This is a genomic window from Corallococcus sp. CA047B, assembly GCF_003612065.1.
GTDB classification, from domain to species: domain Bacteria; phylum Myxococcota; class Myxococcia; order Myxococcales; family Myxococcaceae; genus Corallococcus; species Corallococcus praedator.
The window spans coordinates 1-26,245 of sequence record NZ_RAWD01000116.1 but is presented as its reverse complement, the minus strand read 5'-3'; the positions used below and the strand labels follow the sequence as shown (position 1 = coordinate 26,245).

At 69.8% G+C, this 26,245-nt stretch carries 20 protein-coding genes and 1 pseudogene; 10 read left to right on the top strand and 11 right to left on the bottom strand.

The features are described 5' to 3' along the window. Positions 1-8 precede the first annotated feature (8 nt). Positions 9-2,117 carry a M28 family peptidase gene (locus D7X74_RS19275; protein ID WP_120534437.1) on the top strand — a complete coding sequence of 703 codons (2,109 nt, stop codon included), beginning with the start codon at positions 9-11 and terminating at the stop codon, positions 2,115-2,117. A 52-nt stretch (positions 2,118-2,169) separates the two neighbouring features. On the opposite strand, the gene D7X74_RS19270 is transcribed toward D7X74_RS19275, so the two are convergent. Continuing rightward, a complete protein-coding gene (locus tag D7X74_RS19270; protein ID WP_120534436.1) occupies positions 2,170-3,075 on the bottom strand; it encodes a hypothetical protein in 906 nt (301 codons plus the stop codon). Positions 3,076-3,275: 200 nt separating this feature from the next. Between D7X74_RS19270 and D7X74_RS19265 the strand changes: the two genes are divergently transcribed. Continuing rightward, a complete protein-coding gene (locus D7X74_RS19265; RefSeq protein WP_120534435.1) occupies positions 3,276-3,827 on the top strand; it encodes a CAP family protein in 552 nt (183 codons plus the stop codon). Positions 3,828-3,891: 64 nt separating this feature from the next. On the opposite strand, the gene D7X74_RS19260 is transcribed toward D7X74_RS19265, so the two are convergent. Both D7X74_RS19260 and D7X74_RS19255 read right to left on the bottom strand, forming a co-directional pair. After that, the gene (locus tag D7X74_RS19260) at positions 3,892-4,986 is read right to left on the bottom strand and encodes an NAD(P)-dependent oxidoreductase (protein WP_255424442.1); all 1,095 of its coding nucleotides are present in this window, start codon (positions 4,984-4,986) and stop codon (positions 3,892-3,894) included. Further along, complete coding sequence (locus D7X74_RS19255) at positions 4,895-6,217, bottom strand: amidohydrolase family protein (RefSeq protein WP_158620336.1); 1,323 nt, start codon at positions 6,215-6,217, stop codon at positions 4,895-4,897. Before D7X74_RS19255 ends, D7X74_RS19260 begins: the two co-directional genes overlap by 92 nt. Before the next feature lie 217 nt (positions 6,218-6,434). Between D7X74_RS19255 and D7X74_RS19250 the strand changes: the two genes are divergently transcribed. Both D7X74_RS19250 and D7X74_RS19245 read left to right on the top strand, forming a co-directional pair. Next, positions 6,435-7,793 carry a hypothetical protein gene (locus D7X74_RS19250; protein ID WP_120534432.1) on the top strand — a complete coding sequence of 453 codons (1,359 nt, stop codon included), beginning with the start codon at positions 6,435-6,437 and terminating at the stop codon, positions 7,791-7,793. A 176-nt stretch (positions 7,794-7,969) separates the two neighbouring features. Further along, the gene (locus D7X74_RS19245) at positions 7,970-9,259 is read left to right on the top strand and encodes a hypothetical protein (RefSeq protein ID WP_147446619.1); all 1,290 of its coding nucleotides are present in this window, start codon (positions 7,970-7,972) and stop codon (positions 9,257-9,259) included. 49 nt (positions 9,260-9,308) lie between these two features. On the opposite strand, the gene D7X74_RS19240 is transcribed toward D7X74_RS19245, so the two are convergent. Continuing rightward, complete coding sequence (locus D7X74_RS19240) at positions 9,309-10,748, bottom strand: glycoside hydrolase family 43 protein (protein ID WP_120534430.1); 1,440 nt, start codon at positions 10,746-10,748, stop codon at positions 9,309-9,311. A 226-nt stretch (positions 10,749-10,974) separates the two neighbouring features. Between D7X74_RS19240 and D7X74_RS19235 the strand changes: the two genes are divergently transcribed. Both D7X74_RS19235 and D7X74_RS19230 read left to right on the top strand, forming a co-directional pair. Beyond that, on the top strand, positions 10,975-14,184 hold the full coding sequence (locus tag D7X74_RS19235) for an ELWxxDGT repeat protein (RefSeq protein WP_147446618.1): 3,210 nt from the start codon (positions 10,975-10,977) through the stop codon (positions 14,182-14,184). A gap of 170 nt (positions 14,185-14,354) precedes the next feature. Then, positions 14,355-15,215 carry a flagellar motor protein MotB gene (locus D7X74_RS19230; protein ID WP_120534428.1) on the top strand — a complete coding sequence of 287 codons (861 nt, stop codon included), beginning with the start codon at positions 14,355-14,357 and terminating at the stop codon, positions 15,213-15,215. A 40-nt stretch (positions 15,216-15,255) separates the two neighbouring features. On the opposite strand, the gene D7X74_RS19225 is transcribed toward D7X74_RS19230, so the two are convergent. From D7X74_RS19225 to D7X74_RS19210, 4 genes are all read right to left on the bottom strand, one after another. Beyond that, positions 15,256-16,059 carry a LytTR family DNA-binding domain-containing protein gene (locus tag D7X74_RS19225; protein ID WP_120534427.1) on the bottom strand — a complete coding sequence of 268 codons (804 nt, stop codon included), beginning with the start codon at positions 16,057-16,059 and terminating at the stop codon, positions 15,256-15,258. Next, positions 16,056-17,165, bottom strand: coding sequence for a sensor histidine kinase (locus tag D7X74_RS19220; RefSeq protein WP_120534426.1), 1,110 nt, complete (start codon positions 17,163-17,165; stop codon positions 16,056-16,058). Before D7X74_RS19220 ends, D7X74_RS19225 begins: the two co-directional genes overlap by 4 nt. 98 nt (positions 17,166-17,263) lie before the next feature. After that, positions 17,264-17,539, bottom strand: coding sequence for a hypothetical protein (locus D7X74_RS19215; RefSeq protein ID WP_120534425.1), 276 nt, complete (start codon positions 17,537-17,539; stop codon positions 17,264-17,266). 243 nt (positions 17,540-17,782) lie between these two features. Then, positions 17,783-18,817: an outer membrane protein assembly factor BamE gene (locus D7X74_RS19210; RefSeq protein WP_120534424.1), complete on the bottom strand. Its 1,035-nt coding sequence runs from the start codon at positions 18,815-18,817 to the stop codon at positions 17,783-17,785. Between the two features lie 99 nt (positions 18,818-18,916). Here D7X74_RS19210 and D7X74_RS19205 point away from each other — a divergent pair, with 99 nt between their 5' ends. From D7X74_RS19205 to D7X74_RS19190, 4 genes are all read left to right on the top strand, one after another. After that, positions 18,917-20,143, top strand: coding sequence for an ATP-binding protein (locus D7X74_RS19205; protein WP_233602165.1), 1,227 nt, complete (start codon positions 18,917-18,919; stop codon positions 20,141-20,143). Beyond that, positions 20,140-21,495, top strand: a complete 1,356-nt coding sequence (locus D7X74_RS19200; protein WP_120534423.1) for a sigma-54 dependent transcriptional regulator — start codon at positions 20,140-20,142, stop codon at positions 21,493-21,495. The genes D7X74_RS19205 and D7X74_RS19200 overlap by 4 nt, the downstream gene beginning before the upstream one ends. Positions 21,496-21,628: 133 nt before the next feature. Next, on the top strand, positions 21,629-24,112 hold the full coding sequence (locus D7X74_RS19195) for an outer membrane protein assembly factor (protein WP_233602164.1): 2,484 nt from the start codon (positions 21,629-21,631) through the stop codon (positions 24,110-24,112). A gap of 3 nt (positions 24,113-24,115) precedes the next feature. After that, complete coding sequence (locus D7X74_RS19190) at positions 24,116-24,727, top strand: hypothetical protein (RefSeq protein WP_120534422.1); 612 nt, start codon at positions 24,116-24,118, stop codon at positions 24,725-24,727. 45 nt (positions 24,728-24,772) lie between these two features. On the opposite strand, the gene D7X74_RS19185 is transcribed toward D7X74_RS19190, so the two are convergent. The 3 genes and pseudogenes from D7X74_RS19185 to D7X74_RS44280 all read right to left on the bottom strand — a co-directional run. After that, positions 24,773-25,246 carry an SMI1/KNR4 family protein gene (locus D7X74_RS19185; RefSeq protein ID WP_120534421.1) on the bottom strand — a complete coding sequence of 158 codons (474 nt, stop codon included), beginning with the start codon at positions 25,244-25,246 and terminating at the stop codon, positions 24,773-24,775. Between the two features lie 8 nt (positions 25,247-25,254). Further along, a complete protein-coding gene (locus D7X74_RS19180) occupies positions 25,255-25,899 on the bottom strand; it encodes a hypothetical protein (protein ID WP_120534420.1) in 645 nt (214 codons plus the stop codon). Between the two features lie 180 nt (positions 25,900-26,079). Continuing rightward, a pseudogene (locus D7X74_RS44280) lies at positions 26,080-26,245 on the bottom strand (IS5/IS1182 family transposase); the annotation flags it as partial.

Here is a 26,245-nt window from a genome sequence, read left to right as displayed (position 1 = left end):
CCGTCCTCGTGGTGCTCGCCGCGCTCGGCGCCGCCGCCCAGCCGCCCACGTCCCCGCTGGGACCCGTGTCGCCCACCACCGGTCTGGTGTTGCGGGACGACGTGGTGCACGCCCTCATCCAGGAGAGCTCGGGCGACCGCATCCACGACGGCGTGCAGCGGCTGTCGCTCCTCGCCCGGGACGCCCAGGACGGCTACGCCGAGGCGGCCGGATGGACGCTGGCCGCCGCCCAGGCCGCGGGGCTTCAGGACGTGCACCTGGAGGCGATGAAGGATGGCCCCCAGTGGCGCGCCACCCGGGGCGAGCTGTGGGTGGCCGGTCCCCACCGTTACCGGGTCACGTCCTACGCGGACCTGCCCATGTCCCTGGCGAGCGGCAGTGGCAGCTTCGAGGGCACGGGCCTGGAGCTGGTCGACGTGGGCACGGGCACCCAGGATGCGGAGTACGCGGGCAAGGACCTGAAGGGCAGGGTGGCGCTCACCCGTGGCCATCCCACGGCCACGCTGCGCACCGCGGTGGCGAAGCTCGGCGCGGTGGGCGTGGTGTCTTCCTATTCGACGCCGCCCTGGAACGCCCCCCACCGCATGGATGGTGACTTCCCGGATCAGGTGGGCTGGGCCCATGTCCCGAATGCGCTGCTGCCGCAGGGGCAGCGCCCGCCCTTCCTGTTCATGGTCTCGGACCGGCAGGGGCGCGAGCTGCGGGCCCAACTGCGGGAGGGCCCGGTGAAGGTGGACGTGAGCGTCGCCTCGGAAGCGCCCACCGGACATCTCAGCATCGTCAGTGGCGTCATCCCCGGCACCCGCGCTGGAGAAGAGGTCGTCCTCACCGCGCACCTGGACCACTACAAGCCCGGGGCCGACGACAACGCATCAGGGGCGGCCACCCTGCTGGAGCTGGTGCGCACGTACACCACGCTCATCCGCCGGGGCGTGCTGCCGCCTCCGGTGCGCACCTTGCGCGTGCTGTGGCTGCCGGAGTTCGAGGGCACCCGCGAATGGTTCTCCCTCCACGGTGCGGATCCGGTGCGGCGGGTGGCCCAGTTCAACTTCGACATGCTCGGCGCCAGCATGACCCGCGCCCACTCGCGCTTCCTGGTGTCCTACACGCCGGACTGGAATGGCAGCTTCGTGAACGCCGTGTCCGAGTCCACGGTGGCCTTCATGAACCGCTTCAACGGGGTGGCCTACCCGCCGAGGAAGGACTTCCGCATCGGCTCGGTCACCGGCTCGCAGGATCCGCTGGATGCCCACATGGATCGCTACAGCCGGGGCTCGGACCACCAGCTCTTCAACGACCACGGCATCCCCGGCGTGGCCTTCTCCACCTGGCCTGACGACGGCTACCACACCAGCGGCGACCGGCCGGAGAACGTGGATCCCACCCAGTTGCACCGCGCCGCCTTCGCGGGCCTGGCGAGCATCACCGTCGCCGCCTGGGCCGAAGGCACGGGCGCCCTGGAGCTGGCGCGCCTGGTGTCGGTGCACGGCGTGCGGCGCGTGGCGGAGGACGAGTTCCGGGCCCGCCGCGACCTGGCCGCGACGCCCGTCGCGCAACTGCCCGGCACCGCCCGTCTGGCCCGCGCCGTGGTGCGCGCCGCCTACCAGCGCGAGCGCGACGCACTGAGCTCCTGCGTGCCCCTGGGGGCGCCCGCCGCGCCGGTGCAGGCCATGGCCCGGGCGCTGGAGACCGCGGAGACGCAGGCCCTGAAGCGCGTGGAGGTGGAGGCCAAGGCGCGCGGGGTGTCGTTGAAGGAGCCTGCTCCCAGCGAGGCCGAACGTCGGGCGCGGGCCTTCGTTCCGCGTCGCGTGAAGGGCCAGGAGCTTGCCTCGTTCGACGACGTGGAGCGCCGTGCGACCCCCGAGGCAAAGCCCCGGGTGGACGCGGTGCAGGCCGCGCTGACCGCGGCGGCCACGGCCCTGCGCGAGCGCGGGGAGGGCGAGCTGCGCTTCTACCAACTGGCCGAAGCCCTCGCGAGCTACGCCGACGGCGGGCGCTCCGTGGCGGACATCCGCGACGCGGCCTATGCCGAGTACGGCCACGTCTTTCCCGTGGAGGCGCTCGTGGACCTCTTCGAGCTGCTGGAGCAGGGCGGCGTCATGACGCGGAAGCGCTGAGGGGAACCCCCCCGGACTGTTGAAGTCCGGGGGGCCGTTCGTGGGCAAGGCCCTACTGCATGCAGCCGGCCCAGCCGCGCTTGCCATTGGCCAGGTCCAACTGGAACTGGCTGCCGGTGGTGCTGATGGAGACCGCGTCAGCCCAGTCTCCGAGGGTGGCCTGGAAGCTCCCCCGGACGCCCGTGACGCCGCAGGTCGCGCCGGCCGTGTTGGTGAGGTTGATCTGCGCCGTGCCCGGGTTGCCCGCCTTCCAGTTCCAGTTGCCCAGGTCCTGGGTCGCGTCCAGGCACACGGCCGTGACGTGGTAGTTCACCGGATAGGAGTGGGTGCCGGGCTTGGCCACGAGCTTCCAGTAGGAGCCATCGTTGAAGACCCGGGCCTCGTCCGGGTTCGCCTGATCGTCGAACGCCCACCCGTACCCGGTGATGTCGCCGCTGCTGTCCTTGATGTCGACGGCGAGGTTCTTCACCTGCTGCAGGAAGCACTGGCGGGTGCCATTGGCGGGGCCAATCACCTTGTCACCGGAGGTGGCCTGCTGCCCCGTGCTCCAGTCGACCTCCAGGCGGTTCGCCGAGGTGTTCACGCAGCGCGCGAAGGCGATGAGGTGCTTTCCCGCCGCGGGCTGGACGAAGAGCTCGTAGTTGCCGCTGGCGTTCTTGCGCACGCCGGCCATCGCCGGGTACGTGCCGCCGGAGTAGAGGAAGGCGCCCACGGGCCGCATGTGCCCGCCGATGCCCGACAGGAAGCAGGTCCGGTTGACGGAGGTGCCGATGTCCACGGAGCTCGTCTGGGTATCCCCCCACGAGTAGTTCCAGTTGCCCGAGAAGGCGTCTTCCCGCTGCCCGATCGCGGTCTCATCCTGGAGCTCGGGCTGCTGCTCCTCCATGCCGCCGCACGCAGCCAGGGGAACCGCCACCATCGCGGACAGCGAGAGCGCCTTGATGAAGTTCGTGAGCATTGTGTGTTTCTCCTTGTCTGGGTTTGACGTGCTCTTGATGAGCATGCAGGGACCCATTTCAAGGCACGTGCCACGCTCCTCCCGCCCGCATTCCCCCGCGCGGCAGGGCTTTTCACGGCAAGCCCCGCCAGTCGTGGGCAGCTCCGGCCGGCAAACCTTGCCGGTCCCTGGGGCGACCCGGTGGGATAGGGTCGCCGACCATGCGCACCCATCGAGTCCTGTTCACCCTGCTGCTGCTCACCGCTCCCAGTGCACTCGCGCGCGAACCCTTCCCTGACGCGACGACCCATGAAATCCAGGCGATCTTGCTGAATGCGCACAATGGCTACCGCTCGCGCCACGACGCTCCCAGGCTGGAGGTGGATCCAGCGCTCGTGGCCTTCGCGAAGGGCCGCGCGAGAGAGGTCTCGACGTCCGAAGGTCTCGGCGAGGCCCACCGGGGACTCGTCCACGGATACGGTGAGAACCTCTATTGGGCCGGGAGCTCGACGAAGGCGGAGGCGGCCGCCATCGCGGCTGCCGCCGTCAAGGCCTGGTACGACGAGATGAAGCTGTACGACTTCAAGAGCGGTTCCTCCTCCAAGGCCACCGGCCACTTCACGCAGCTGGTCTGGAAGGGCACCACCAAGGTGGGCTGTGCCGTCGCCCAGGGGAAGGGCTCCAGGTTGTACGAAACGTATGTGGTCTGTAATTACGAGGCCCCAGGAAACATGATGGGGGACTTCCAGAAGAACGTCTCCCCCAAGCGCTGACTGGGAGCGCGGCAGGGCCCCCTTGCACGCAAGGGGGCCTCGGCAATCGCGGGGACGGTCGGGATCAGTCCTGCTTCAGGGTGCTGAACACGGCGGGCAATTCCTTTTCACCCAGGCCCGCGCCGAGGGCCCGCCGGTAGTTCTCGAGCAGCTCCTTGGGGAAGCGCGCGCTGATGCGGGCGTCCGTGCTCAGCCGGACGATGTGCTCGATGGCCGCGACGTGGGTGTTGAGACTGCACTGATCACCCGAGAAGTCGTTGCGGTCGATCATCCCCTGCGCGGCGTCGGCGGTGACGGAGATCAGGCCGAGGAAGGAGTTCTTCTGGGCGAAGAAGGCCTTCGGATCGAGCCCTTCTGCCTTGCACATCGCCGCGGCGTGGAGGACCGCCAGGGTGCCTCCGTAGTAGGCCTCCAGGATGGCGCAGTCGAGCGTCGCGGCGGAGCCGATCTTCTCGTCGACGAAGACGGAGTTCCTGGCGATCGCCTGGAGGGTCTCCGCGTGCCGGTCGAAGGTGGCTTTCGACCCGGCGTAGAAGACCGTGGCGTAGTCGGTGGCCACGAAGGCCGGGTAGGCGAGGATCGCGGCATCCAGGTAGTCCACGCCGTGAGCCTTCGCCCACTCCAGCCCTCCTCGCGCGTCCGCGGGGGAGCCGCTGGTGATCTGGACGAGCGTCGTCCCGGCGAGCGCGGCCGCGACGCTCGTCGAGGAGACCAGCTCGGAGAAGGCGGCGTAGTTGGACAGCGAGACGACCACGAGGTCCCGTCCGGAGACGGCCTCGCCCAGGTTCTCGAACGCGAGGGTGCCACCGCCCACGGCCCTGGCCTTGGCTGGCGTCCTGTTCCAGACCGCGACCTCGTGCCCCGCCGCGGCGAAGGCCCGCGCCAGAGCGCTTCCCATGAGCCCACTGCCAATCACCGCAATCTTCGTCGGACGGCTGGAAGGCATCTTCAGTCCCCTGTTGTTTGAGCAAGCGCGGGCCTTGCACCCGGTGCTCGCGGATGAGAGCACGGGCGCGCTGGAGAATCCCGAGGTTGTTACAGGGGAGGCCGGGGCCGAAACGGCTGGTTCACGGAGGCTGGTGGTGACTTGGCTCCTGCGCCCACGGCTCGCGGAGCATGCTCCCGGTGCCAAGGGACAGGCCGTAGAGTTCCCCGGCATTCGTGCGCATCACCATCGTCGCGATCTCCTCGGCGCGGATGCGGCTCACTTCCCCACCGCGAACCATGTCGCCGAGTGCCATCGCCAGCGCGGTTCGCGTCTGGCTCGTTCCAATCCAGGCGGCCAGCTCCCAGCCGGTGTCCGGCCCGAAGGACGCGGCGTCGGTCCCGAAGAGCACCTTGTCGGGGAACTGGCGCAACCAGTCCCTGAGTATCGCGGCCAGCGCCTGGGGCGTGTAGAGCAGCGCCATCGCGGACGTGTCCACGTAAACGTTTGGCTTCCACATCATCGCGCGCGCATGGGCCGCGAAGACGCCACCGCCGTGCACGAGGACGAAGCGGGTGTGGCGCAGCGTCGGATCATTGAACGTCGGCTCCAGCAGCAGCGGGTCGGCTCCGGCGGTCTCGTAGTACGCGCCCGGGCCCTCGAACGCGTGGAGGTGGACCGCCATCCCCAGGCGGCCGGCCTCGCGTGAAATCTCCCGGAACAGGAAGTCCTGGAGCGCCTTGTACTCGGCATGGGACGGCTCTCCACCGCCGACGTAGCGCGAGTACACGGCGGCCGCGGTCTGGGCGGGGACGTCGGCGAAGTCCAGGGAGCGGAGCAGGGCCGCCTCGAACTTCACCGCGACGCAGTCCGCCAGCTTGTGACGCTCCAGCGTGGGCGTCACCACGGTCCGCAGGTACGCCTCCAGTGTCCCCGGCAGCTCCGCGACCTTCAGCTCCGCCAGGTAGCGCCGCAGGAGCGACACCTCCTGCGGATACAGCTTGAGGCGATCCGGCGTCCTGGCGGCTTCCGCGCGCGTGGAGAGCGGAAACATCAGTGCATCCACGAAGGACACCCAGCGGAAGCGCGGCGGCGAAAGGCCCGGTCCCATCGCCACCCGGTTCGTGAGCATCACCTCCGTCCCCACGCGGTCCAGCACCCACTCGGGGAATCTCTCTCCGTGCTGCTCGGCGATGGCCCGCATGGTGGCCCGCAGCACGAGCCAGTGCTCGTCGCTCAGCAGCTCATCGTGGGGGTATCCATAGAGGGCTTGATACGCGGCCACCCAAACGGGGCTCTCCGGCTGCAAGGTCACGGGGAGCGGGAAGTCCCCCAGCACCTCCAACGAAAGCGCGTCGAACTCCGTGTCGCCGGGCACGGTCGTGTTCGCATGGGTGTGGTTGTCCACGGCCCGGAGCTCACCGATGAATTCGCGCAGCTCGGCCGTGCTCGTGTCCGGTGTCATCACGCCCTCCTTTTCACCATGACCATGGGGGAGGGTGCCGCCAACCGTGGGCGGGCGTCCGTCCGCAGGACTCGCAGGCCGGCCATGGCCCGGTGCGGCAAGGTTCAGGTGGCACGGTCGCGCACATCGCGCACGCGATTGCGCCCTGGGTGGGATCCAAAGAGACCGGCAGCTGACAAGACAGCATGGAAGCAACCCCTGCCACGCTGGAGACACCGTGCGAGTCCCGAACAAATCCCTGGCCGTGGCGTGCGCCGCGGTCTTCCTGTCCTTCGGCTGTGGCGACGACGCGGATGACGGCCCCCCGCAGGCGGATGACATCGAGAGTCGGAGGGCGGGAGAGTCGCTCGACTCGCTGGAGTCCCGCTGGAAGCGGGCCGTGAAGGACAAGCCCACCGGCATCGCCTCCACCGTGGACCTGTCGGGCAGCTCCATCGTCCTGACCACGAGAGGCCAGACCCAGGTGGACGCGCCTGGCGTGCTGGTGCCCGCGCCCATGTTCCCCAACAACCAGCGCTGCCTCTTCCTGACCAACGCGCAGGTCGGCGCGCAGACGGGGCTGCTGGTGCTGGAGGGGACGCAGATCCAGTTCACCGCCGGCACGCTGGGCAGCGTCGAAGTCGGCTCCGCCACCGCGAACTCCGTGGTCGGGCTGACCACCCGGGACACCACCAGCGACTCCAACCCCACCGCCACCTTCCCCGAGGACTGGAGCGGCACGGACAAGTCCCTGTTCTTCTCCGACGCGGCCGTCATCCACGCCAGCAACCTCACGCTCACGGGCTTCACCCGGGGCCTGCTCATCACCCCCACGGGCAACACGCCCATCACGGGCAGCGTGACGGTGGGCTCCGCGGAGCGGCTGTACTGGGATGCGAAGTCCGTCATCCAGGTGGCGACGAGCACCGTCCAGAGCCCCGCGTTCGCGCTCGGCGGCGAGGTGAATGCCGGCGCCCTCAGCTCGCCGGAGCTTTCGGCCTCCGGTCAGCCTCCCAGCATGATCAAGGGCACGCAGGCCCAGGTGACGCTCCGCCCCGGCAACGTGAAGAGCCAGGGCTCCTTCCAGCTCACCCAGGGGGTGACGCAACAGGGGGCCATGCTCCTGCCGGCCGACGTGGAGCTGGCCTATGACACGACGCCCGTCACGGTGAAGAAGAACCAGCGCGCGCTGATCCCCGTGGTGTTCCGGGAGAAGACCCTCCACGGGGATGCCGTGCTCTCCAAGCTCGAGGTGACGGGCACCGGCAAGGAGGCGGTCAGCGTCCCGTTGGATCAGGTGGAGAGCTACCTGGATTCGCTCTGGGCGAACGTGGGGCAGTCAGGCATCAGCGCGCCCTTCCTGGCCATTGGCCTGGCGCCCCTGTCGCCGTTCATCGCGCTGGGGGAGGCGCTCGGGTGTCTGTTCTCCACCTGTCCCCGTGCCTTCCCCATCTGGATGGAGACGGGGAAGGTGGAGCGCTTCCACATCATCGTCCAGGGCAAGCTTCCCCCGGGCACCTACGACGCGACGGTCACGCTGGTGGGCCACAACTCCACCGCCCAGAGCATCCCGGTGGCCTTCACCATCACCGAGTAACGGGGCGTTTGATGCGCTCACCGCGGTGGGAGAGCACTTCCCCACCGCGGAAGGCGCGGCCCTCCCGAATGCACTGTCGTTGCCGCGGGCCTTCGCAATATCGCATCGCGTCCTCCCGGCCGTGTATCCTGGTCATTCCACGGATACGGATCGGCTGTTCACGGAGACGCATCGGCATGTCACTGGGATTCGAAGTCGAGTTGAATGTCAATGTAAGAACCCAGTCCGGAAAAGTCTTCGACGGATTGTACAAAGGCGTGACGTTGTTCAAGACCCAGGTCAAGCCTGGCGTGAACGCGGTCATCGAGACAGGCACGATGGGCGGTTCGTCGACCTTGGAGCTTGTCTCCAACGTCAACCTCAACCCCTACGACTCCGCCCCCAAATGGAAGGTCCAGGTCAAGCAGCTCGTGGCGCTCGTCGAGGCCCTGTCGGGCATCAAGAGGATGGAATCCATCGAGTCCTTCGTGAGGCAGACCCAGCACACGCTGCTCAAGGTCTCCCCCAAGCGGATTTCCAAGGACGTCGACGAACGCATGGGTGCCTCGGAGGTCCCTTACTGGCAGAGCCTCTTCTGCTGCTGCTGGCCCTCGGAGGATCAACGGGTGGCGGAAGTCCGGGCCGCCACGCTTGCGCCCGCTGGCAAGTTCATCTCGGATGACTGCATCCAGGTGAACTTCTCCACGAACCTGGACTACCTGGGCGAATGTCTTGTCAAGAAGGAGCACCCCTTCGATGCGCTATTGGAACCCAGGCATGGCGACGCCGAGATGCAAGTCGTCGCGAGCATCTTCAACCTGTCTTTGCCCCATCGATTCGGCCGCGAACACCCCCGGCTGCTGGCGTATCTGTTCCTGGTCCTGCACCGGCTGACGTTCGAACATCACATCGGGGCGGGAAAGAACCGCTTCCTCTTCCTGCCGCGCTTCGACCTCCTGGACCTCCGCGAGCGCTTGAGCGACACGGACCGCAAGGTCCTGGGCGACATGGATCTCGAGACCCTCTCCCAGCGCTGGTTTGCAAAGGGGAAAATGCGGCTGACAAGCGTCTTCAGCCCGGCGTATCAACAGGTGAAACGCAGCGGTCCCGCTCCCGTGCAGAACACGGTCGAGGAGTTCCTTCGTGCGGCCCTCTACGCCGACTTTGGAGGACTCAATCGGAAGGTGGTCACCGACCACATCATGCGCGTCCCAGATTCGACCTTGCCCATCGAGGTGAAGGGAGCCGACAACATCGTCTTTGAAGGGAGACTCGGCACCTGGACGCAGTTCGCCGGAAAGGACATCGACCTGGAGGAGCTGAGCCGCGAGGAAATCCTGGATGCACTCAAGCGGGCCCTGAAGGCGCTGGGCAACATCGTGACGGGGTACGACGTCGCTCCCAAGACGAAAAGGATCCCACTGGACGACTTGGACTCCGGAGAGGGTGAAGGCGACAGCCTGCTTGTTTCCCTCGGCGATGTCTGAGGCCAGCCGGCTCCCTCTCACGGGAGCCGGCCAGGTCATGCACGTCGCGCTACGGCAGGGGCCGGGAGCCCGCCGACGGACCCTCGGGGACCGCGGGCCAGCCGTTGGACCAGGTGATGGCATCCACGAGCATCACCCGCGCGGTGTGGGCGCTGTTCCAGGCGTGATAGACCATGAACGTGTCACCGCGAGGCCCGGTGACGACGGAGTTGTGCCCCGGCCCCACCCAGCCGCCACCCGTCGCGAGGATGGGCGCGCCGAGCTTCGTGTACGGGCCCAGCGGGCTGGTGGCCCGCGCCACGCCCACGGCGTACCTGCTGTCGTAGTACGCGTTGCCGCTGTAGAAGAGGTAGTAGTAGCCGTCGCGCGCGACGACCCACGGCGCCTCCACGACGCCGCCCTCCCACCCCAGGTTGTTGGTGATGAGCGTGCGGCGCGTGCCCACCAGCGACAGGCCGTCCGCCGCCAGCTGCTGGCCGTAGATGGGCGTGGGCTGCCCCACCGCGTTGCCGTCCGCCTTCCACACGAGGAACGGCGTACCGGCGGTGTCCTTGAAGAAGGTCGCGTCAATCATCCCCATGCCCGCGTCGTGCACCAGGGGCCGGCCCAGGTCGGTGAACGGCCCGAGCGCGCTGGCCGACGTGGCCGCGCCAATGGACAGACGTCCGTCCGAGTGCCGCGCCGTGTAGTACGCGATGAAGCGCGTTCCCACCTTGTGGAGCTCCGGCGCCCAGAAGTCGCCCGTCGCCCACGAGGGCCGCGTCCCGGACGGGAAGATGGAGCCCGCGCCCGTCCAGTTCACCAGGTCCGTGGACGTGCGCAGCGGGAAGGCGCTGGCGGCACCGCCGGACGTGCAGGCGGCGACATACCGCGTCCCATCATGGATGACGCCCGGGTCCGCGCAGTCCACGGGGACCACCGGGTTCTGGTACAGCCCGCCACAGCCCGTGTAGCGGAATGACATGCCACACGCGTTCGAGCCGCTGAAGTACGGCGCCCAGCCGTTCGACAACACGGTGTAGGAATTGGGGGACGCATTCGTGCACGCCCGGTCCCAATACACGCGTCCGCCAACATCGTCGTACTGCGCCGGGTGGTTCGCAGGGCGCAGCCACGCCGCCCCGTAGGTGACGCGCGTCGCGCACGCGGCGGCCCCGGCGCAATCCGTGTCGAGCGCGAGGACACACGCGTTGTTGCCGGTGAAGTACGGCCGCCAGCCATTGGAGAGCACCGCGTAGGAATTGGTGCCCTCGTTGATGCAGGCGCCGTCCCACGTCACCAGGTCCGCCGCGACGTCATACTGCGCCGGGTGGCCCGAGGGACGGATCCACCGGTCGCCGTAGGTGATGCGCGTGCTGCACGCGAGCTCCTGGGAAGCGGAGCCCACGGGGGACGTGTCCACGGGCGCGGCGTCAGGGCCGCAGCCGGAAGCGAGCGCCGACAGGGCGCCCACGACCGCCAGGGCCAGGATACGGGGGGATTGTTTCATGCGAAGACCTCCGAGCAAGGGGGGAAGGTGAACCAGTATGGTGGTCCTGATAAAACAGTCAAAACTGTTTTCCCTGTGCGCGCGGATGGCGTGTTCCCGTGGCGTCATTCGTTCAGGGAGCCTCCCGGACTCAATCTTTCCTCGCTCGCGCGTCTGACCTGCTGCCGTGCCTGTGCCGCATGCATTCCGATTTTCGGAGCATGTGTGTCCTTGGAGGCGATTCTCCGTGACCCACCCATCTGTCTTCCGGGGAGCCCGTTGGCTCGTCCTGGTGCCCCTGCTTGGCTGCGGTTCTCCCTCCGTGGAGGCCGCTGCCGCATCCCACCCGAACGCGCCCGCTTCGCGCCCGCTGGCGCTGGCCACGGGACCCGAGCTGCTGCGGGACGTGAACACCCGACCGAGCCCCTTTCCGCGCATCCTCACCAGCGGCTCCGGGTCTGGCGGAGGCGCCGTCACCCTGGCGAATGGCACCGCCGTGATGGTGCTCGAGGATCCCCTGACGGGATGGGACCTGTGGCGCAGCGACGGCACCTCCGCGGGCACCACCCTCATCCAGGACCTGACGCCGGGGATGCTCTCCAGCGTCCAGGGACCCACGGAGCTCACCGCCGTGGGCAACGCGGCCTACTTCTTCACGGCGCGGAGCTTCCTGGGCAGGACGGGCCTGTGGAAGACGGATGGCACCACGCCTGGAACCCTCCTCCTCCAGGAGTTCGAGGGCTCGGGAGATGACTCAGACGAGCGGCGCGGCACCATCCTTCCGTTCGGCTCCGGCGTCCTCTTCTCCTTCGGCAGCGCGCTGTGGAAGACGGATGGCACGGTGGCGGGGACCCGGGAGCTCAAGCGCTTCCCGCCCAGGGTGGATGGGTTCGGCTACGCATTCTCCGGGATCACCGCGCTCGGCGTGGCGCTCGACGGCGTCGCGCTCTTCATGGGCAACGACCCCGCCACCGGCATGGAGCTGTGGAAGACGGACGGCACGCCCGAGGGCACCGTCCCCGTCAAGGACCTCATCCCGGGAGAAGCGGACGGCCAGACCTGGCGCTTCACGCGGATGGGGCAGAGCGCCTTCTTCGTCGGGGGCCTCGCCATGGATCAGCTCTGGAGGAGCGATGGCACCCCGGAGGGCACGACCGTCGTGTACGCGTTCCCGGAGTTCCAGGACCGCATCAACCTGCTCACCGCCGTGGAAAGCACCCTGTACCTCTCCACGGACCGCGCGCTCTGGAAGAGTGATGGGACGACGGCGGGCACCGGGGAGGTGCAGCGCTTCAGCCGCTGGAACTCGTACGGACTCCAGGTCGTGGGCAGCCGGCTCTTCTTCGTCGCGTACGACGCCGTCGCGGGCGAGGAGCTGTGGATGAGCGATGGCACGCCCGGCGCCGCCACGCGCGTGGCGGACCTGTGGCCCGGGGCGGGGGACTCGCAGCCCTCCAACTTCGAGTCCTGGGAGGGCCACCTCTACTTCCAGGCCACGCCCCAGGCGGGCGTGCTCGGCCTGTACAAGACGGATGGCACCCCCGCCGGCACCACGGCGCTGAAGACGTGGGAGGGCTACACCGGGGACTACGCCCCGAGTTCGCTCGACCCGGTGAGCCTGGGAGACTCGCTCCTCTTCCACGTCGAGCCGCTTTCAGGCGGGACGCAGGTGTGGCGCACCGATGGCACCGTCGCGGGGACGCGCCTCCTGGAGCCGCTGAAGGCGGGCGCGACGCGGTCGTCCATGGCGTCCCTCTCCAACGTGGGGGAGCTGGCGGGCCACCTCTACTTCCTGGCCTCCGAGGACGGGCAGCTGCTCTCCCTCTGGAAGAGCGACGGGACGTCCGCCGGGACCTCCCGGGTCACCACCTTCGCCAACACCCGGGCGGACCTCTTCGCGGAAGCGTTCGCCACCCAGAGGGTGGGCACCTGGTTGTTCTTCGGGCTGGAGGACACCACGCACGGCGCGGAGCTCTGGCGGACGGACGGCACCGCGGCGGGCACGGCGCGGGTGAAGGACCTGGTCCCCGGCGAGGACGGGAGCGACCCGCGCAACCTCATCGAGGTGGGCGGGGGGCTCCTCTTCACCGCGGGCAGCTATGAATCCATGCAGCTCTGGAAGAGCGATGGGACGGAGGCGGGCACCGTGCCCGTTGCGCTCTCCGACCCGGAGGCCGTGCTGAACGAGGCGCATACCTTCACGAAGCTGGGGGACCGGGTGCTCTTCGCCGCCAAGAACGCGGACGGCGATGAAGTCCTGTGGGTCACGGATGGCACGACCGGGGGCACGCGGGTGCTCAAGACCTTCGTGAAGGGGACGGGCGTCAGCTCCACCTGGGTCAACGACATCGCGGTCGCCAACGGCGTCGCCTTCTTCGCGCTGACGGAGCTCCACCAAGAAGAGGCCGCGGGCGACCCGGCCCGCCTCTGGAAGACGGACGGAACGCCGGAGGGCACCGTGCAACTGGTCCCCCAGACGTTCGGCGGCCTGGACGCGCTCGCGTGGGTGAACGGGCGGCTCTACTTCGCGTCGAGCAACGCGGCGAATGGCTGGGAGCCGTGGGTCAGCGACGGGACGGCGGCGGGCACGCGGATGCTCGTGGACCTCCACCCGGGCACCGGCAGCAGCAACCCCCGCCATTTCCTGAAGCTGGGCACCACCGTGTTCTTCACCGCCAACGATGGCACGCACGGGATGGAGCCGTGGGTGACGAACGGCACGCCGGAGGGCACCTCGCGGCTGGCGGACATCTGGCCCGGCGCCGAGTCCGGCATGCGCTTCTTCGTGGCGGACGGCACGTCCTTCCTCGCGCCGCTGTCCCTCGAGGATCGGGGCATCGTGCTCTTCTCGGCGGCGGAGCCCGGGCACGGCGCGGAGCTGTGGCGCACGGACGGCACGGCGGCGGGCACCTCCCGTTGGGTGGACGTGCTGCCCGGCCCGCTCTCCTCGGACCCCACCAACCTGGCGCGCCTGGGCGACCGGCTCTTCTTCTTCGCCGCGGATGAGACGCATGGCCGCGAGCCCTGGAGCCTCTCGCTGGACTTCACGCCGACGGCGCCGGACACGACGGCGCCGGTCCTCACCTGTCCGGCCAACGTGACGGCACGGGCCAGCGGCGCGGACGGCGCGGACGTCACCTACGCCGCGACCACCGTCGCCGACGAGCGCGGGGAGACCGTCGCTCCCACCTACAGCCAGGCCTCCGGCACGCGCTTCCCGGTGGGGGACACCACGGTCAGCGTCACGGCGAAGGACGCCACGGGGAACGAGGCCCGGTGCACCTTCCAGGTGAAGGTGGAGCCGGCCGCGAAGCCGCAACCGCCCGCCGAGGACACGGACGACTCCGGCTCTGGCTGCAGCGCGGCGCTGACGCCGGAGGCGTGGCCGTTCTGGTCCCTGCTGACGCTGGGCTGGACGCTGCGCCGGCGCAAGGGCACTCGCGGCACCGACGCCTGACGCAGGGGGCGCACGGGACGGCGGAGGCCCGCGATGGGGCACCGCCGTCCCGTGCGCCCCGGGTTCAACAATGCACCTCCAGACACCTGCACGCACCCGGGTCGCCTTGCGGTGCACCTGTCGGATGCCGCTAGCGTGCCTGTCGTCCATTCCAACCCGGAGGTCGCGACATGGAAACGGAACGCGGAAGGGCCTGGGTCCCCTGGCTGGTGACGGCGCTGGTGGCGGTGCTCGCGGGCACGGTGCTCTACCTGTCGCATCGCAGCTCGACGCTGGCTGACGCGGCGGCGACGGCGGCGGCCACCCGGGCCAGCGACGCCGAGGCCGCGAAGCAGTTGCTGGAGACGAAGCTGGCCGCGCTGGAGGCCGAGCGCGAGAAGCTGACCACGGAGAAGGATCAGCTCAACACCGAGAAGGCCCAGCTCAGCCAGACGGTGCAGGAGCAGGAGGCGGAGCTGGCCCGGCTCAAGGCCACCTACGAGGACCTCCAGGACAAGATGAAGAAGGAGATCGCCGAGGGCGCCGTCCGCCTGACGCAGAACGAGGGCCGCATCCAGGTGGACCTCGTCGACAAGGTCCTCTTCGATTCAGGGGACGCCAGCATCAGCGCGCGCGGCCAGGAGGTCCTCACCCGGCTGGGCGGCGTCCTGTCCAAGGTGGATGACAAGCGCATCCAGGTGTCGGGGCACACCGACGACTCACCCCCTTCCCAGAAGCTCCAGGCCACCTTTCCCACCAACTGGGAGCTGTCCGTCGCGCGCGCCGTCAACGTGGTGCGCTTCCTCCAGGACAAGGGCGGCGTGCCCGCGAAGCGCATGCTCGCGGCCGGCTACGGCGACACGCGGCCCCTGGGGGCCAATGCCTCGCCCCAGGGACGCGCTCGCAACCGCCGCATCGAGCTGCTGCTGATTCCGGAGCTGTCCGCCCGGCGCAACCCCGCCATCGCGAAGGCAGCCCCCGCGAAGGCGGCCCCCGCGAAGGCGACCCCGGCGAAGCCCGTCCTCGTCAAGAAGGTCCGGGCCAACAAGTAGGACTCAGGGGCGGCGGGCGTGCGGCGAGCGGGCCCGGGGTTCAGCGCAGGTGCTGGAACTTCTCGCGGTGGCTTCGCGCGACCCGCAGCTCCGCGCCGCCGGTGAGCACGACGATGAGCTCCCTGCGGCCCTCGCTGCGCAGCTCCCGGATGCGGCGCGAATTGACGATGGCCGAGCGGTGGATGCGCATGAAGCACCCCGGATCCAGGCGCGCCTCCAGGCTCTGCATCGACTCGCGGTGGAGGTACGCCTTCCCGCCCGCGTGGATCTGCACGTAGTAGTCGGCGGCCTCGATGTATTCGATTTCGTCCACGTCCAGGAACACCACGCGGCCCGTGTCACGGATGGCGAGCCGGCGCACCCACGGCTCGGGCGCGGGCGGAGGTGGCGGGGCGGGCACGCCATCGCGCTCACCGTAGGTCGAGAGCACCGACATCAGCCGCTGGCTCAAGTCCGACATGCGCGTCAGGCGGATCTGCGCCTTGGCGCGGCCGACGGCGTCGTGGAAGCGCTCGTCGCCAAAGGGCTTGAGCAGGTAGTCCAGCGCGTGGATGTCGAAGGCGCGCAGCGCATAGCGATCATACGCGGTGACGAAGATGACGGCCGGGACCTCCGCGGGGGCCAGGTGGGCCAGCACCTCGAAGCCGTTGAGTTCGGGCATCTGCACATCCAGCAGCACCAGGTCGGGCCGCTGCTCGCGGATGAGCCGCACGGCCTCCGGCCCATTGCCCGCCTCGCCCACCACGCGGACCTCCGGGTCGCGGGCGAGCAGCAGGCACAGGCCCTCTCGGGCCAGGGGCTCGTCATCCACGACGAGCGTGCGGATGCACGCGGACGCATTCATGACGCGGCCTTCTCCAGCGAAGCGGACTCGAAGGGCAGCTCCAGGCGCGCGTGCACGCCGCCCCCTGCGCGGTTCTCCAGCGTGAAGGCGTGGCGGTCGCCGTAGAGCTGGTGCAGGCGCGCGCGCACGTTGGCCACGCCGATGCAGCCGTCGCGGGTGTCCCAGCCGGGAGAAAGGCCGGGCCCGTCGTCGAGCACCTCCAGCAGCAGCCGTGCCCCGTCCCGCGAGGCGCGCAGCTCCACGCGTCCGGCGCCGGAGCGCGTGGCGAGACCGTGCTTGAGGGCGTTCTCCACCAGCGGCTGGAGGATGAGGTGCGGCACGAGCGCGCCGAGCGTGGCGGGGTCGATGGCGCGGACCACCTGGAGCCGATCCGGGAAGCGGGTCTGCTCGATGTCGAGGTAGCGCTCCAGGAAGTCGAGGTCCTCGTGGAGCGGGACGTGCTGGCGGCCGCTGGTGTTGAGGGCCATGCGCAACAGCTCGCTCACGCCGGTGAGCATGCGGATGGAGCCGACGGTGTCCTGCTTGCGCACCAGGACGGAGATGGCGTTGAGCGTGTTGAAGAGGAAGTGGGGGTGGAGCTGGGCGCGCAGGGCGTCAAGCCTCGCGTGGGCCAGCCGCGTCTCCAGTTGGGCCTGGGCCAGCTCCCCCTCGCGGTAGCGGCGGTGGTATTCGATTGCGTGGCCGACGGCGAGGATGCCGCCGTACACGAGCAGGTCCGTGACGAAGTACTTGAACACCAGGAGCGGCAGCACCTGGCCCAGGGAGTTCTGCAGGAACCACGGCTCCTTCGCGGCCCGCGACACGAAATAGACAAGGATGACGTGGGGAACGAGCAGCGCGGCATGCGCCGTCAGGTGCACCGCGAGGCTCCGGGGCCAGCCGTCCCGCTCCAGCCGATAGCGCCGTCCGAGCGCGAGGATGATCGGGGTGGCGAAGGCCCAGTACTGCCACGGCGGCAACTGCATCAGCAGCGCCCGGCTCAAGGGGTAGTTGGGGTCCCTGGCCTGCGAAGAGAAATAGACGTGGATTGAAGTGATGACGCCCGGCAGGGCCCACATGAGCATGAGCCGGGGCAGGCGGCGCGCGAGGGAAGGGGAGGCGTCCACGGGGAGCCGATGCTACCTCCTCGCCCGGAAGTCCCGGCGGGCCGGTGCAGCCAACGGGCTCCGCCCTGCAGCCAACGGGCACGCGGGGCCCCCCGGGCTCAATCCTCGTCGTCAACCGCGTGGGGCTCGGGCTCCAGCCGGGCCTGACGCTCGCTGGCCTCCCACGACGCTTCCGCGTCACCGGCGTGCACGCGGGCGGCGGCCTCATCGTCCTGCGCGCCCGTCCACGTGGTGTGCCCGCCTGCGAAGCCTTCCAGCGGCCGGGGCCCACGGTGGGACTCCACCTCCAGGTCCTTCTCTTCCTCCGCGCGCAGCCGCTCCCGCTCCTGTTCCCGCTCGTGCTGGTGCTGCTTCTCGATGGGGCTGTCCGCCATGGTGCCGTCACCTCCTGTCAGAAGGTTCGGTCCTCCCTCGCGGAATGGCAGCCTGGGGGCGGGGAGTCACGGATGGCCGCCTGCCCTCCGGACGGTTGGAAGCCCGGGTGGACGCGCGACCTGCAGCGTGTCGTCGGAGGTGAGCAGCCCTTCCCCCTGGCTTCAAGCGGACGTGCCGGCAATCCCATGCCTCTCACGCGCCCCTTTATCCGAGGCGCGTGAAATCATCACGCAGGCCCTGCGCTATTCGACGGAAGCGACCTTGTCGTTCTTGTCGAACTTCACCTTCACCTTGGTCATCTTGCCCTTCCAGTAGGTCCAGGTGCTGGAGGCGAAGGACGGCGTCTCATGGGGAGGCGGGGGACCCCACGCCATGCGCACGGCCTCGCGCGACATGCCGGGCTCCACTTCCGAGGCCTCGACCTTCTTGCGGTCCTCTGGCGACAGCGCCGCGAGCTTCGCGGCCTGGTCCTCGGCGGCGAACGCGGCCTGGAACAACTTCCACGTGTCCGCGCCCGAACGGGAGTCGTTCTCGAAGGAGAACTCCATGCCCGAGTCCACGGCCTTGAACTTCACCTGGGAGGAGCCCTTGTCCAGCACCTCGACCTGGGTGTTGAACGGGAGGATGGGGCCCTTGAGGTAGTTCACCCAGGACACCGTCCCTTCCTCGAAGTGGAGGTTCGCGGTCGCGTAATAGAGGACCTTCTGCACCGGGGCGGGCGCGGGCGCGGCCACGGGGGGCTCATCGCCGAACGACACGACCTTGCCGTCGGCGTCGAACGCGACCTCGAAGGTGGCGAACTTGGAGCTCCAGTAGGTCCAGCGGTTGCCCTGGAGCGACGGGGTGCGGTGCGGCGGCGGCGGCCCGATGGTCAGCAGCACCGCTTCCCGGGACATGCCCCTGGCCAGCTCTCCCGACTTCACCTGCTTCTGGTCTTCCGGCGAGAGCGCGGCGATGCGCGTCGCGGGATCCGTGGGGGCGAAGAACCCGGTGAACAGCACCGCGAGCGGCTTGCCCAGGCTCCGGTGGGTCACGACCCGGAACTCGGCCTGGGAGGGGTCGAGCACCTTGCAGGTGATCTCATCGTCGTCGCGGTCCAGCACCTCGATCTTCGTGCCGACGGGAAGCAGCGTGCCCTTGCCGCGGTAGTTCACCAGGGAGAGCTGACGCTTGTTGAGCAGGAAGTTGGCCTGCGCGAACAGCGTCTCGGCCTGGGCGCTCAGCGCCGTCAGCAGGCCCAGCGCGAGCAGGCCGCGAAGAACGTTCTTTCGATACATGTGAAACCCCCTCATGTTTGGAATCGCGGCGCGTATGTAGTTGTCTCGCGAGGACGGTCGCAAGAACTTTGCGGGTGCCTGCGGTATGAACAGCGGATCATGCGCCGCGCTCCGTCCATGGGTCCTCCGCCGCCTCCGCCCCGCTTCCGGCGGCGCTTGTTGGCGGTGATGCTGCTCACGGGCCTCATTCCGCTGGTGCTGCTGGGCGCGCTGGCGCAGGGCGTGCTGGAGCGCGTGCTCTCCGTGTCCATCGCCCCGGTGGAGGGCGTGCTCGATGGCGTGTCCGCGGACCTGGAGCGGCGCGGACTGCCGCAGGGCACGCTCGACGATGCGCGGTTGAACCTCGCGCAGGCGGAGCTGGCGCGGCGGGCGCTGGTGCGCCGCGTGCCCGTCTTCATCGCCGGGTTGGGGTTGGTGTCCGGTCTCGTGCTGGCCGTGGCCGCGGCGCTGCTCGGCCGCGTCCTCACGCGCCCCGTGGGCACCCTCATCGACGGGATGCGGGCCTACTCCCGGGGCGACCTGGCCGTCCGCTTGTCCGTGCCGGAGCCGCCGCGCGACGAGCTCCAGTACCTGCTGGGGCAGTTCAACCGCATGGGCCAGGAGCTGCTGGGCCAGCGCGAGCGCCTCAAGGCGGCCGAGCAGATCGCGGCCTGGCAGGACGTGGCCCGCGCGCTCGCCCACGAGCTGAAGAACCCCCTCACCGCAATGAAGCTCTCGCTCGCGCGTCTGTCCCGCCAGGATGACAGCACCCCGCCGGACCCGACGCGCCTCGCCGAAGCGGTGGCACTCCTCCAGGAGGAGGTGGACCTGCTCATGCGCATGACGCAGAGCTTCTCCACCTTCGCGCGCCTGCCGGCCCCGCGCTTCCAGGACGTGGGGCTGCGCGCCCTGCTGGCCGAGGTCTGCGCCCTGTACGCGGGCACCTCGCCGGTGCCCGTGGAGCTGGAGCCCGGTCCGGAGGTCCAGCTGCGCGCGGATCCGGATGGGCTGCGCCGCCTCTTCGGCAACCTGGTGAAGAACGCCGCCGAGGCCTCCGGGCCGGACACGCCGCCCGTGCGGGTGGCCCTGCGCGCGCAGGCGGACGGCGCCGTGCACGTCACCGTGAACGACGGTGGCCGTGGCGTCCCGGGCGTGCTGGAGGGCGCGGTCCTCACCCGGGGGCTGTTCAGCACCAAGCCCGGCGGCAGTGGACTGGGGCTGCCCATCGCCCAGAAGATCGTCCACGAGCATGGCGGCACCTTGCGGCTGGAGCCGGGCGCGAGCGGAGGGACGCTGGCGCACGTGGCGCTGCCCCCGGTGCCTCCCAGCTCCCAGGTGACTTCATGAAGCCAAGCCCCCGCATCCTCGTCGTCGATGATGATCCCGGCGTCATCCGGGCCCTGCGAGGGCTGCTGGGCGACGAGGGCTTCACCACCGTGGAGGCCCGCTCCACGGCGGAGGCGGCGCGCCTGCTCGAAGCGCCGGAGGCCCCTCCCGCGCTGATGCTGTTGGACCTGCGGATGCCGGGCGAGACGGGACTGGAGCTGCTCGCGCGCCTGCCCAAACCGCTGGCCGTGCCGGTGGTGGTCCTCTCCGGAGAGGCCTCCCCCGCGGAGGCGGTGCAGGCGCTGAAGCTGGGGGCCACGGACTTCGTGGAGAAGCCCCCGTCCGCCGAGCGACTCGTCACGGCGCTGCGCAACGCGCTGGCGCTGGGGTCGCTGCGGGAGGAGCGGGAGCGGCTGCTGGACGCGCTGGCCCGCCCGGGGCACCTGGTGGGGGACAGCCCGGCCATGGAGGCGCTGCGCCAGCTCATCGCCCGAGTGGGCCCGAGCGACACGGCGGTGCTGATCACCGGCGAGACGGGCACCGGCAAGGAGCGCGTGGCGCAGGCGCTGCACAAGGCCTCCGGGCGCAAGGGCCGGCTGGTCGCGGTCAACTGCGCGGCCATCCCCGCGACGCTGCTGGAGAGCGAGCTGTTCGGGCACGAGCGCGGTGCCTTCTCCGGCGCGGTGGCGCGGCGCACGGGCCGGGTGGAGCAGGCGCAGGGCGGCACGCTGCTGCTGGATGAGCTGGGTGACATGCCGCTGGAGCTCCAGGCGAAGCTGCTGCGCGTCCTGGAGACCCGTCAGGTGGAGCGCCTGGGCGGCACGCTGCCGGTGCCGGTGGACGTGCGCATCCTCGCGGCCACGCATCAGGATCTCACCCGCGCGGTGAAGGAGGGGCGCTTCCGGCAGGACCTCTTCTTCCGTCTCAACGTGTTGCCGCTGCACGTCCCGCCGCTGCGCGAGCGCCCCGAGGACCTGTTGCCCCTGGCCCGCGTCTTCGCCGCGGAGTTCGCCGGTCCCCGTGCGACGCTCGTGCTGGCCCCTGGCGCGGAGGCCGCGCTGCGCGCCTATCCCTGGCCGGGCAACGTGCGCGAGCTGCGCAACGTCATCGAGCGGCTGAACCTGCTGCGGGGCGATGGTCCGTTGGAGCTTCGCGCGGACGCGGTGACGGCTCCGGCGGGCACCCCGGCCGCGCCCCGTGCGACGCTGGGCGACAAGAGCTACCGCGAGCACGTGGAGGACTTCGAAAGAGAGCTCATCCGCGCCGCGCTCCGGGAAGGGGAGAGCATCGCGGGGGCCGCGCGCCTCCTCCAGGTGGACCGGGGGAACCTCTACCGGCGCATCAAGGCGCTGGGCCTGCCTGTCTCGCCATGACACGCCCCATGGACCCGGGCGATGTCACGGGCACATCCCCGCCGTGACATCCGGATGTGTCCATGACATCGATGCGCTCGGCGGATCCTCGTCCTTCCAGGCACTTGCCGGAGCCCTCCACCTGGAACGGCGCATGCTCCTGCACCCCCGCATGAATCGCATCGTGCTCTGCCTCTGCTTCGTCTCGCTCGCAGCCTTCGCGCAACCCGCGAGGGATGCGGGCACGCTCCCACCTGATGCCGGCGCGCTCACGGCGCCCTCCGGCACGAGGACACACTCCCAGGTTGAAACGCCTGGGGATGATGACGGTCCGGATGACGACGGTCCGGACCATGGGTCTCCGCGGGTGGGTGCCTCGGACGATGGCTCTCCGGACGGGGATGCTTCGGACGGGAGGGCCTCTTCGCGGCGTGAGGTATGCCCCGGCGGCTTTGACGACGACGAGGACTCCGACACCGCCTCGGTCCTCGCGCCGCTGCGGCTGGACGTCGACGGCAAGGGACTGGCGCCGACGGCCCTCGAACTCGTGGGGCTCCGGCACCTGACGGACGCACAGGTGCGCTCGCTCGTGGGCGCCCCCGCCGCCGGGCCCACGCCCCCGATGTCACCCGACGACGTGCAGACCCTGCTGCGCCGGTTGGCGCGAACGGGCCTCTTCGCCCACGTGGAGCCCCGCCTGCGCGTCAGCGAGCAGGGGCCCGCGCTGCTGGAGGTCACGCTGGAGGAGCACCCCGCCGTCACGTCGGTGGATGTCCAGGGGCTCCAGGACCTTCCTCCCGACGAGTGGCTGGAAGCCCTGTTCCCGCAGCCCCCCGGCTCCTACCAGGACGGTGACGAAGACGAGGACGACGACGAGCACGAACACGGGGAGGTCGTCGCCACGGTGCGAATCCACGGCCGCACCGCGACGCTGTCCGTCATCAACCCGTGCCCGCCGCTCCACCCGCCCCGCGAGTTGTTCGCGCGCCTGGAGCGCGGGAAGTTCCGCCCCGGCATCGTCCTGGGCGGGCTGGACGCCGCGCTGGAGCGCGCGCTGAAGGACCTGCGGGACGATGACGGCTATCTGCTGGCCACGCTGTCCGCCACGCTGTCCCACGAAGGCGCGTTGGTGGTGACGGTGGACGAGGGCCGGCTGGAGGCCGTGGACGTGCCGGGCGTGGAGCCGGAGATGGCGGCGCGGGTGCGCGAGGCGCTGGGCCTGGCACCGGGCGATGTCTTCCTGCGCAGCGACGCCCGCCGCGCCGTGGAGCGCCTGGAGTCGCAGCTGCCATTCCTCCGGACGGTGGACGGTGAAGGGCTGGGCGAGGAACGCCGGAGCGTGCGGATCATCGAGGAGCGCGAGGCCCAGGGCACGCGGCGCTACCGCACCCAGGAGCAGGAGCGCCCGTCCCGCCACCGCGAGCCGAAGGAGCCCGGATCCGTTTGGCGGAGCCTGTTCTCGCGGCACGAACGGGAGGAGGGCATCACGCTGGAGGGACGGCGGCTGGTGGTGCACGTGCGTCCGCGCCGGCCGGACCTGTCCATGGAGTTGCTGCCCGTGCACACGCAGGTGACGGGGTTCGCGCCGGGGCTCGCGGCGGACCTGCGCTTCTGGGATCCGAAGGACCGGGTGCACGCGACGTTGGATGCGGCCTTCTTCGTCCCGCTGCGGCTGGGAGGCCAGCGCTTGCCGGACGACCCGGAGGGGACGCGACGTCAGCGCCGCGTCAGCCTGCTGGGCGGCGCGAAGCTGCACGTGCCCGCGTTGGGGCTCGCGGAGGTGGGAGCGCAGGTCCACGACTTCACCGACACGTTGGACCGCTGGCGGCTGGGGGACATCGACTCCTACGTCTACTCGTTCCTCATCAACCGGCCCGACCGGGACTACTTCCGCCGCAAGGGCTTCGCGGCGTTCGCCACCTGGCGCTGGGCGCGCTCGTGGCTCGCGGGCGCGGAGTTCCACGACGACACCTACGAATCGCTCCAGGCCTTCACTCCGCCGCTCAGCCTCTTCCGCCGGGACTCGCCGGCCTTCCCCAACGCGCCGGTGAGCGAGGGGCGCTTCCACTCCGTCGTGCTGCGCGCGGAGTACGACAGCAAGGCGAAGCCAGGGTCGCCCGTGGGCTCGCTCTTCCGGACGCCGGAGACGTCACTCTTCCGGCGCGAAGGGGACCGGACGCGGGAGCCCGCGCTGCGCGGACTCGTCACCCTGGAGGTGGGGCAGCAGGTGGGCGTGGACACGCGCTTCTGGAAGCTGGTGGGTGACGCGGTGCTGGACCTGCCCGTCAACTGGCACTCGGGGCTGAGCGTGCGCCTGCGCGTCGCGGGAGGCGAGGACCTGCCACTGCAGAAGCAGGAGGCGCTGGGCGGCTGGAGCACGCTGCGCGGCTTCGGCTTCAAGGACTTCCGTGGGGGCGACGCCTCGGTGCTCGGCAGCGCGGAGTACCGCTGGCAGGCCTTCGGCATCTTCGCGGACCTGGGCTCGGTGCACGCCGCCTCCGACTGGACGGATCCACGGCTCGGCCTGGGCGCCAGCTTCCACTTCAGCGACGCGGTGCGCGTGGAAGCGGCCTGGCGCACGGATGAGAAGGCCCGGACCACGCCCGAGGCGCGCCTGCTCTTCGTCCGGACCTTCTGAGGCATGGCACGGCACGGCACAGGCGGACGGTGGCGGCTCCAGGCGGCGCTCACGGCGTCGGTGGGGCTGCTGGCGTCCACGGCCCGGGCGGACGAGGCCCGAGCCACCTGCGCCGCGACGCTCACCGGGCGGCGCGTGGTGGTGCGCTCGGAGGCGCGCGCCTTCGTGTCGCCGGAGCTGGACCGGTTGGTGCGGCTGGGCATGGCGGGGAAGCTGGAGGTGCAGCTGACCCTCATGCGCCGCCGCTCCCTCTGGTTCGACGCGCGCATGGACAGCACACAGGTCACCCAGGTGCTGGCCTTCACGCGCACGGGCTACCTGCTGGACGGAAGGCCCCTGGCGGAAGGGGTGGCCACGCTGGAGCTGGAACGCGTGGCCTGGATGCTGGATGCCCCTCCGGAGCCAGGAGAGCGCTTCATCGTGCAGGTGGAGGTGCGGTTGCACGTGGTGACGGCCGCGAGCCTCGGGCGCGTGGCGACGTGGCTCACCCAGGGCGCTTCAGCGGGGACGGAGCCCGACGACCGCTCCGCGCTCACCGCGACCCTGCTGCGCTCCGTCGCGGAGGACCTGGCGCGTGGGGCCTCCGGGCGCTGTGACGTGCTCCGCTCGCCCTGAAGCGAGAGAAGCCTCAGGGGCCCTGCGTCCCAACCGCGTCGCGCCTCAACCCTCTGTGGGGCTGCGATTCAACCAGAAGGAACGATTCCCGCTGCGGAGGGCTTTCTTCAGGAATTCTTCGAAGGAAGATGCAATGAGCTTCGTCTCCGGGAATATCTCGTGGAACGCGTCGAACAGGGGGTAGCGACCCTCCGACCGCTGGGCCACGTCGAGCACGACGTAGTTGGTATCCTGCATGTCCACCAGCGTGTACTGGGAGGCCGGGCCCGCTGAGTCTTCGTCGCGGCCCCGGATTGCGACCCTGGCTCGCTCGATTTCCTCCAGCGACAGGATGCAATAGTTCGCGTCGGGCATCGGCCTGAAGAGCGACCCTCCGTCAGAGTGCAGGTAGAAGGCGCGTAGGTCCGGGTCCAGCATCCAGCCCATGCGTGCCTCGAACGCAGCCACCTGGGTGGGCGTGGCGGGCGGACGGGGGAAGTGGAGTTGCGAGATTTCAGCCAAGAGGCTGTCCATGGACATGGCGGCCCTCAATCCACGTAAGGGCGAGCGGGCCCGGGCGTCAGCCACTTGCCGCCCGGAGCGTAGCAAGCGGGATACTCGTCGTTGAACGTCTTGTGCACGTTTGCCGGCACGGGCAGTACGTTGTTGGACGCCGTGGGCGGCCCCCCATGAGCCAGGTCGAAGATGTGGTGGCCGGGCCAGTTCCTTCCCTGCGTCGCGGGCCACGTGCCGAACTCTGAACTCCAGACATTTCGGAACCGCTCGCGGGCGTTGTCCCAGGTATCGCGTCGCCACTCCAGGTCCGCCACCTTGGGATAGTCGCAGCAGCAGTGAGTGATGGCGAGGCGCCCGCCAGCCTCCGCAGGGAGAAGCATGTAGCGTCCCTGCCAATCACCTCGGAAGTCCGCCAGCCACATGCAGCCCATGAGGATGCGTCCCTGTGCTGAACACTTCGCCTCGCACCGAGCCATGAAGGCGGGGCTGCACTGCCAGGGGCCATAGTAGATGACCGTCCGCAGCTGGCCGCCGTCTGGCGTGGTGATGGGCGAGCCCACCCATTTGGCCGATGGGGGGCTGCCGATGGCGCCAACGGTGGCCGAGCCGCAGCCAGCGAGGGCGAGGACGACAGCGGCGGCGCTCGTGGCGCGCTGGAGGAGGCTTGCGGCTGGCATGCTGCAACATGCCAACACGGAGATAATGCAAAGTGAAGTCGAAGCAGCGAGTTTGTCCTGACGTGTCGGGCACGCGGTGCTTCTCGGCGTCAGACTGCGGCCCACAGATGATGAGGTGATGGGTGCGTCACTCGCTCTCTCCGACACGGCGGCGCCCTTGTCAGGCGCCGTTAACAGCCTCTAACAAATGTCAGGGTAGAGGCGTCGTAGGAGCATGATGCAGCAGCCGAGGACGAGGAAGCCGAAGTGGACATCGTCCCTGCGCTCATCGCGGACGCGAAGGCGGCGCAGCTGGTTCTTCCAGGCCAGTGTGCGCTCCACCACCCAGCGGTAGCGTCCCAGCCGT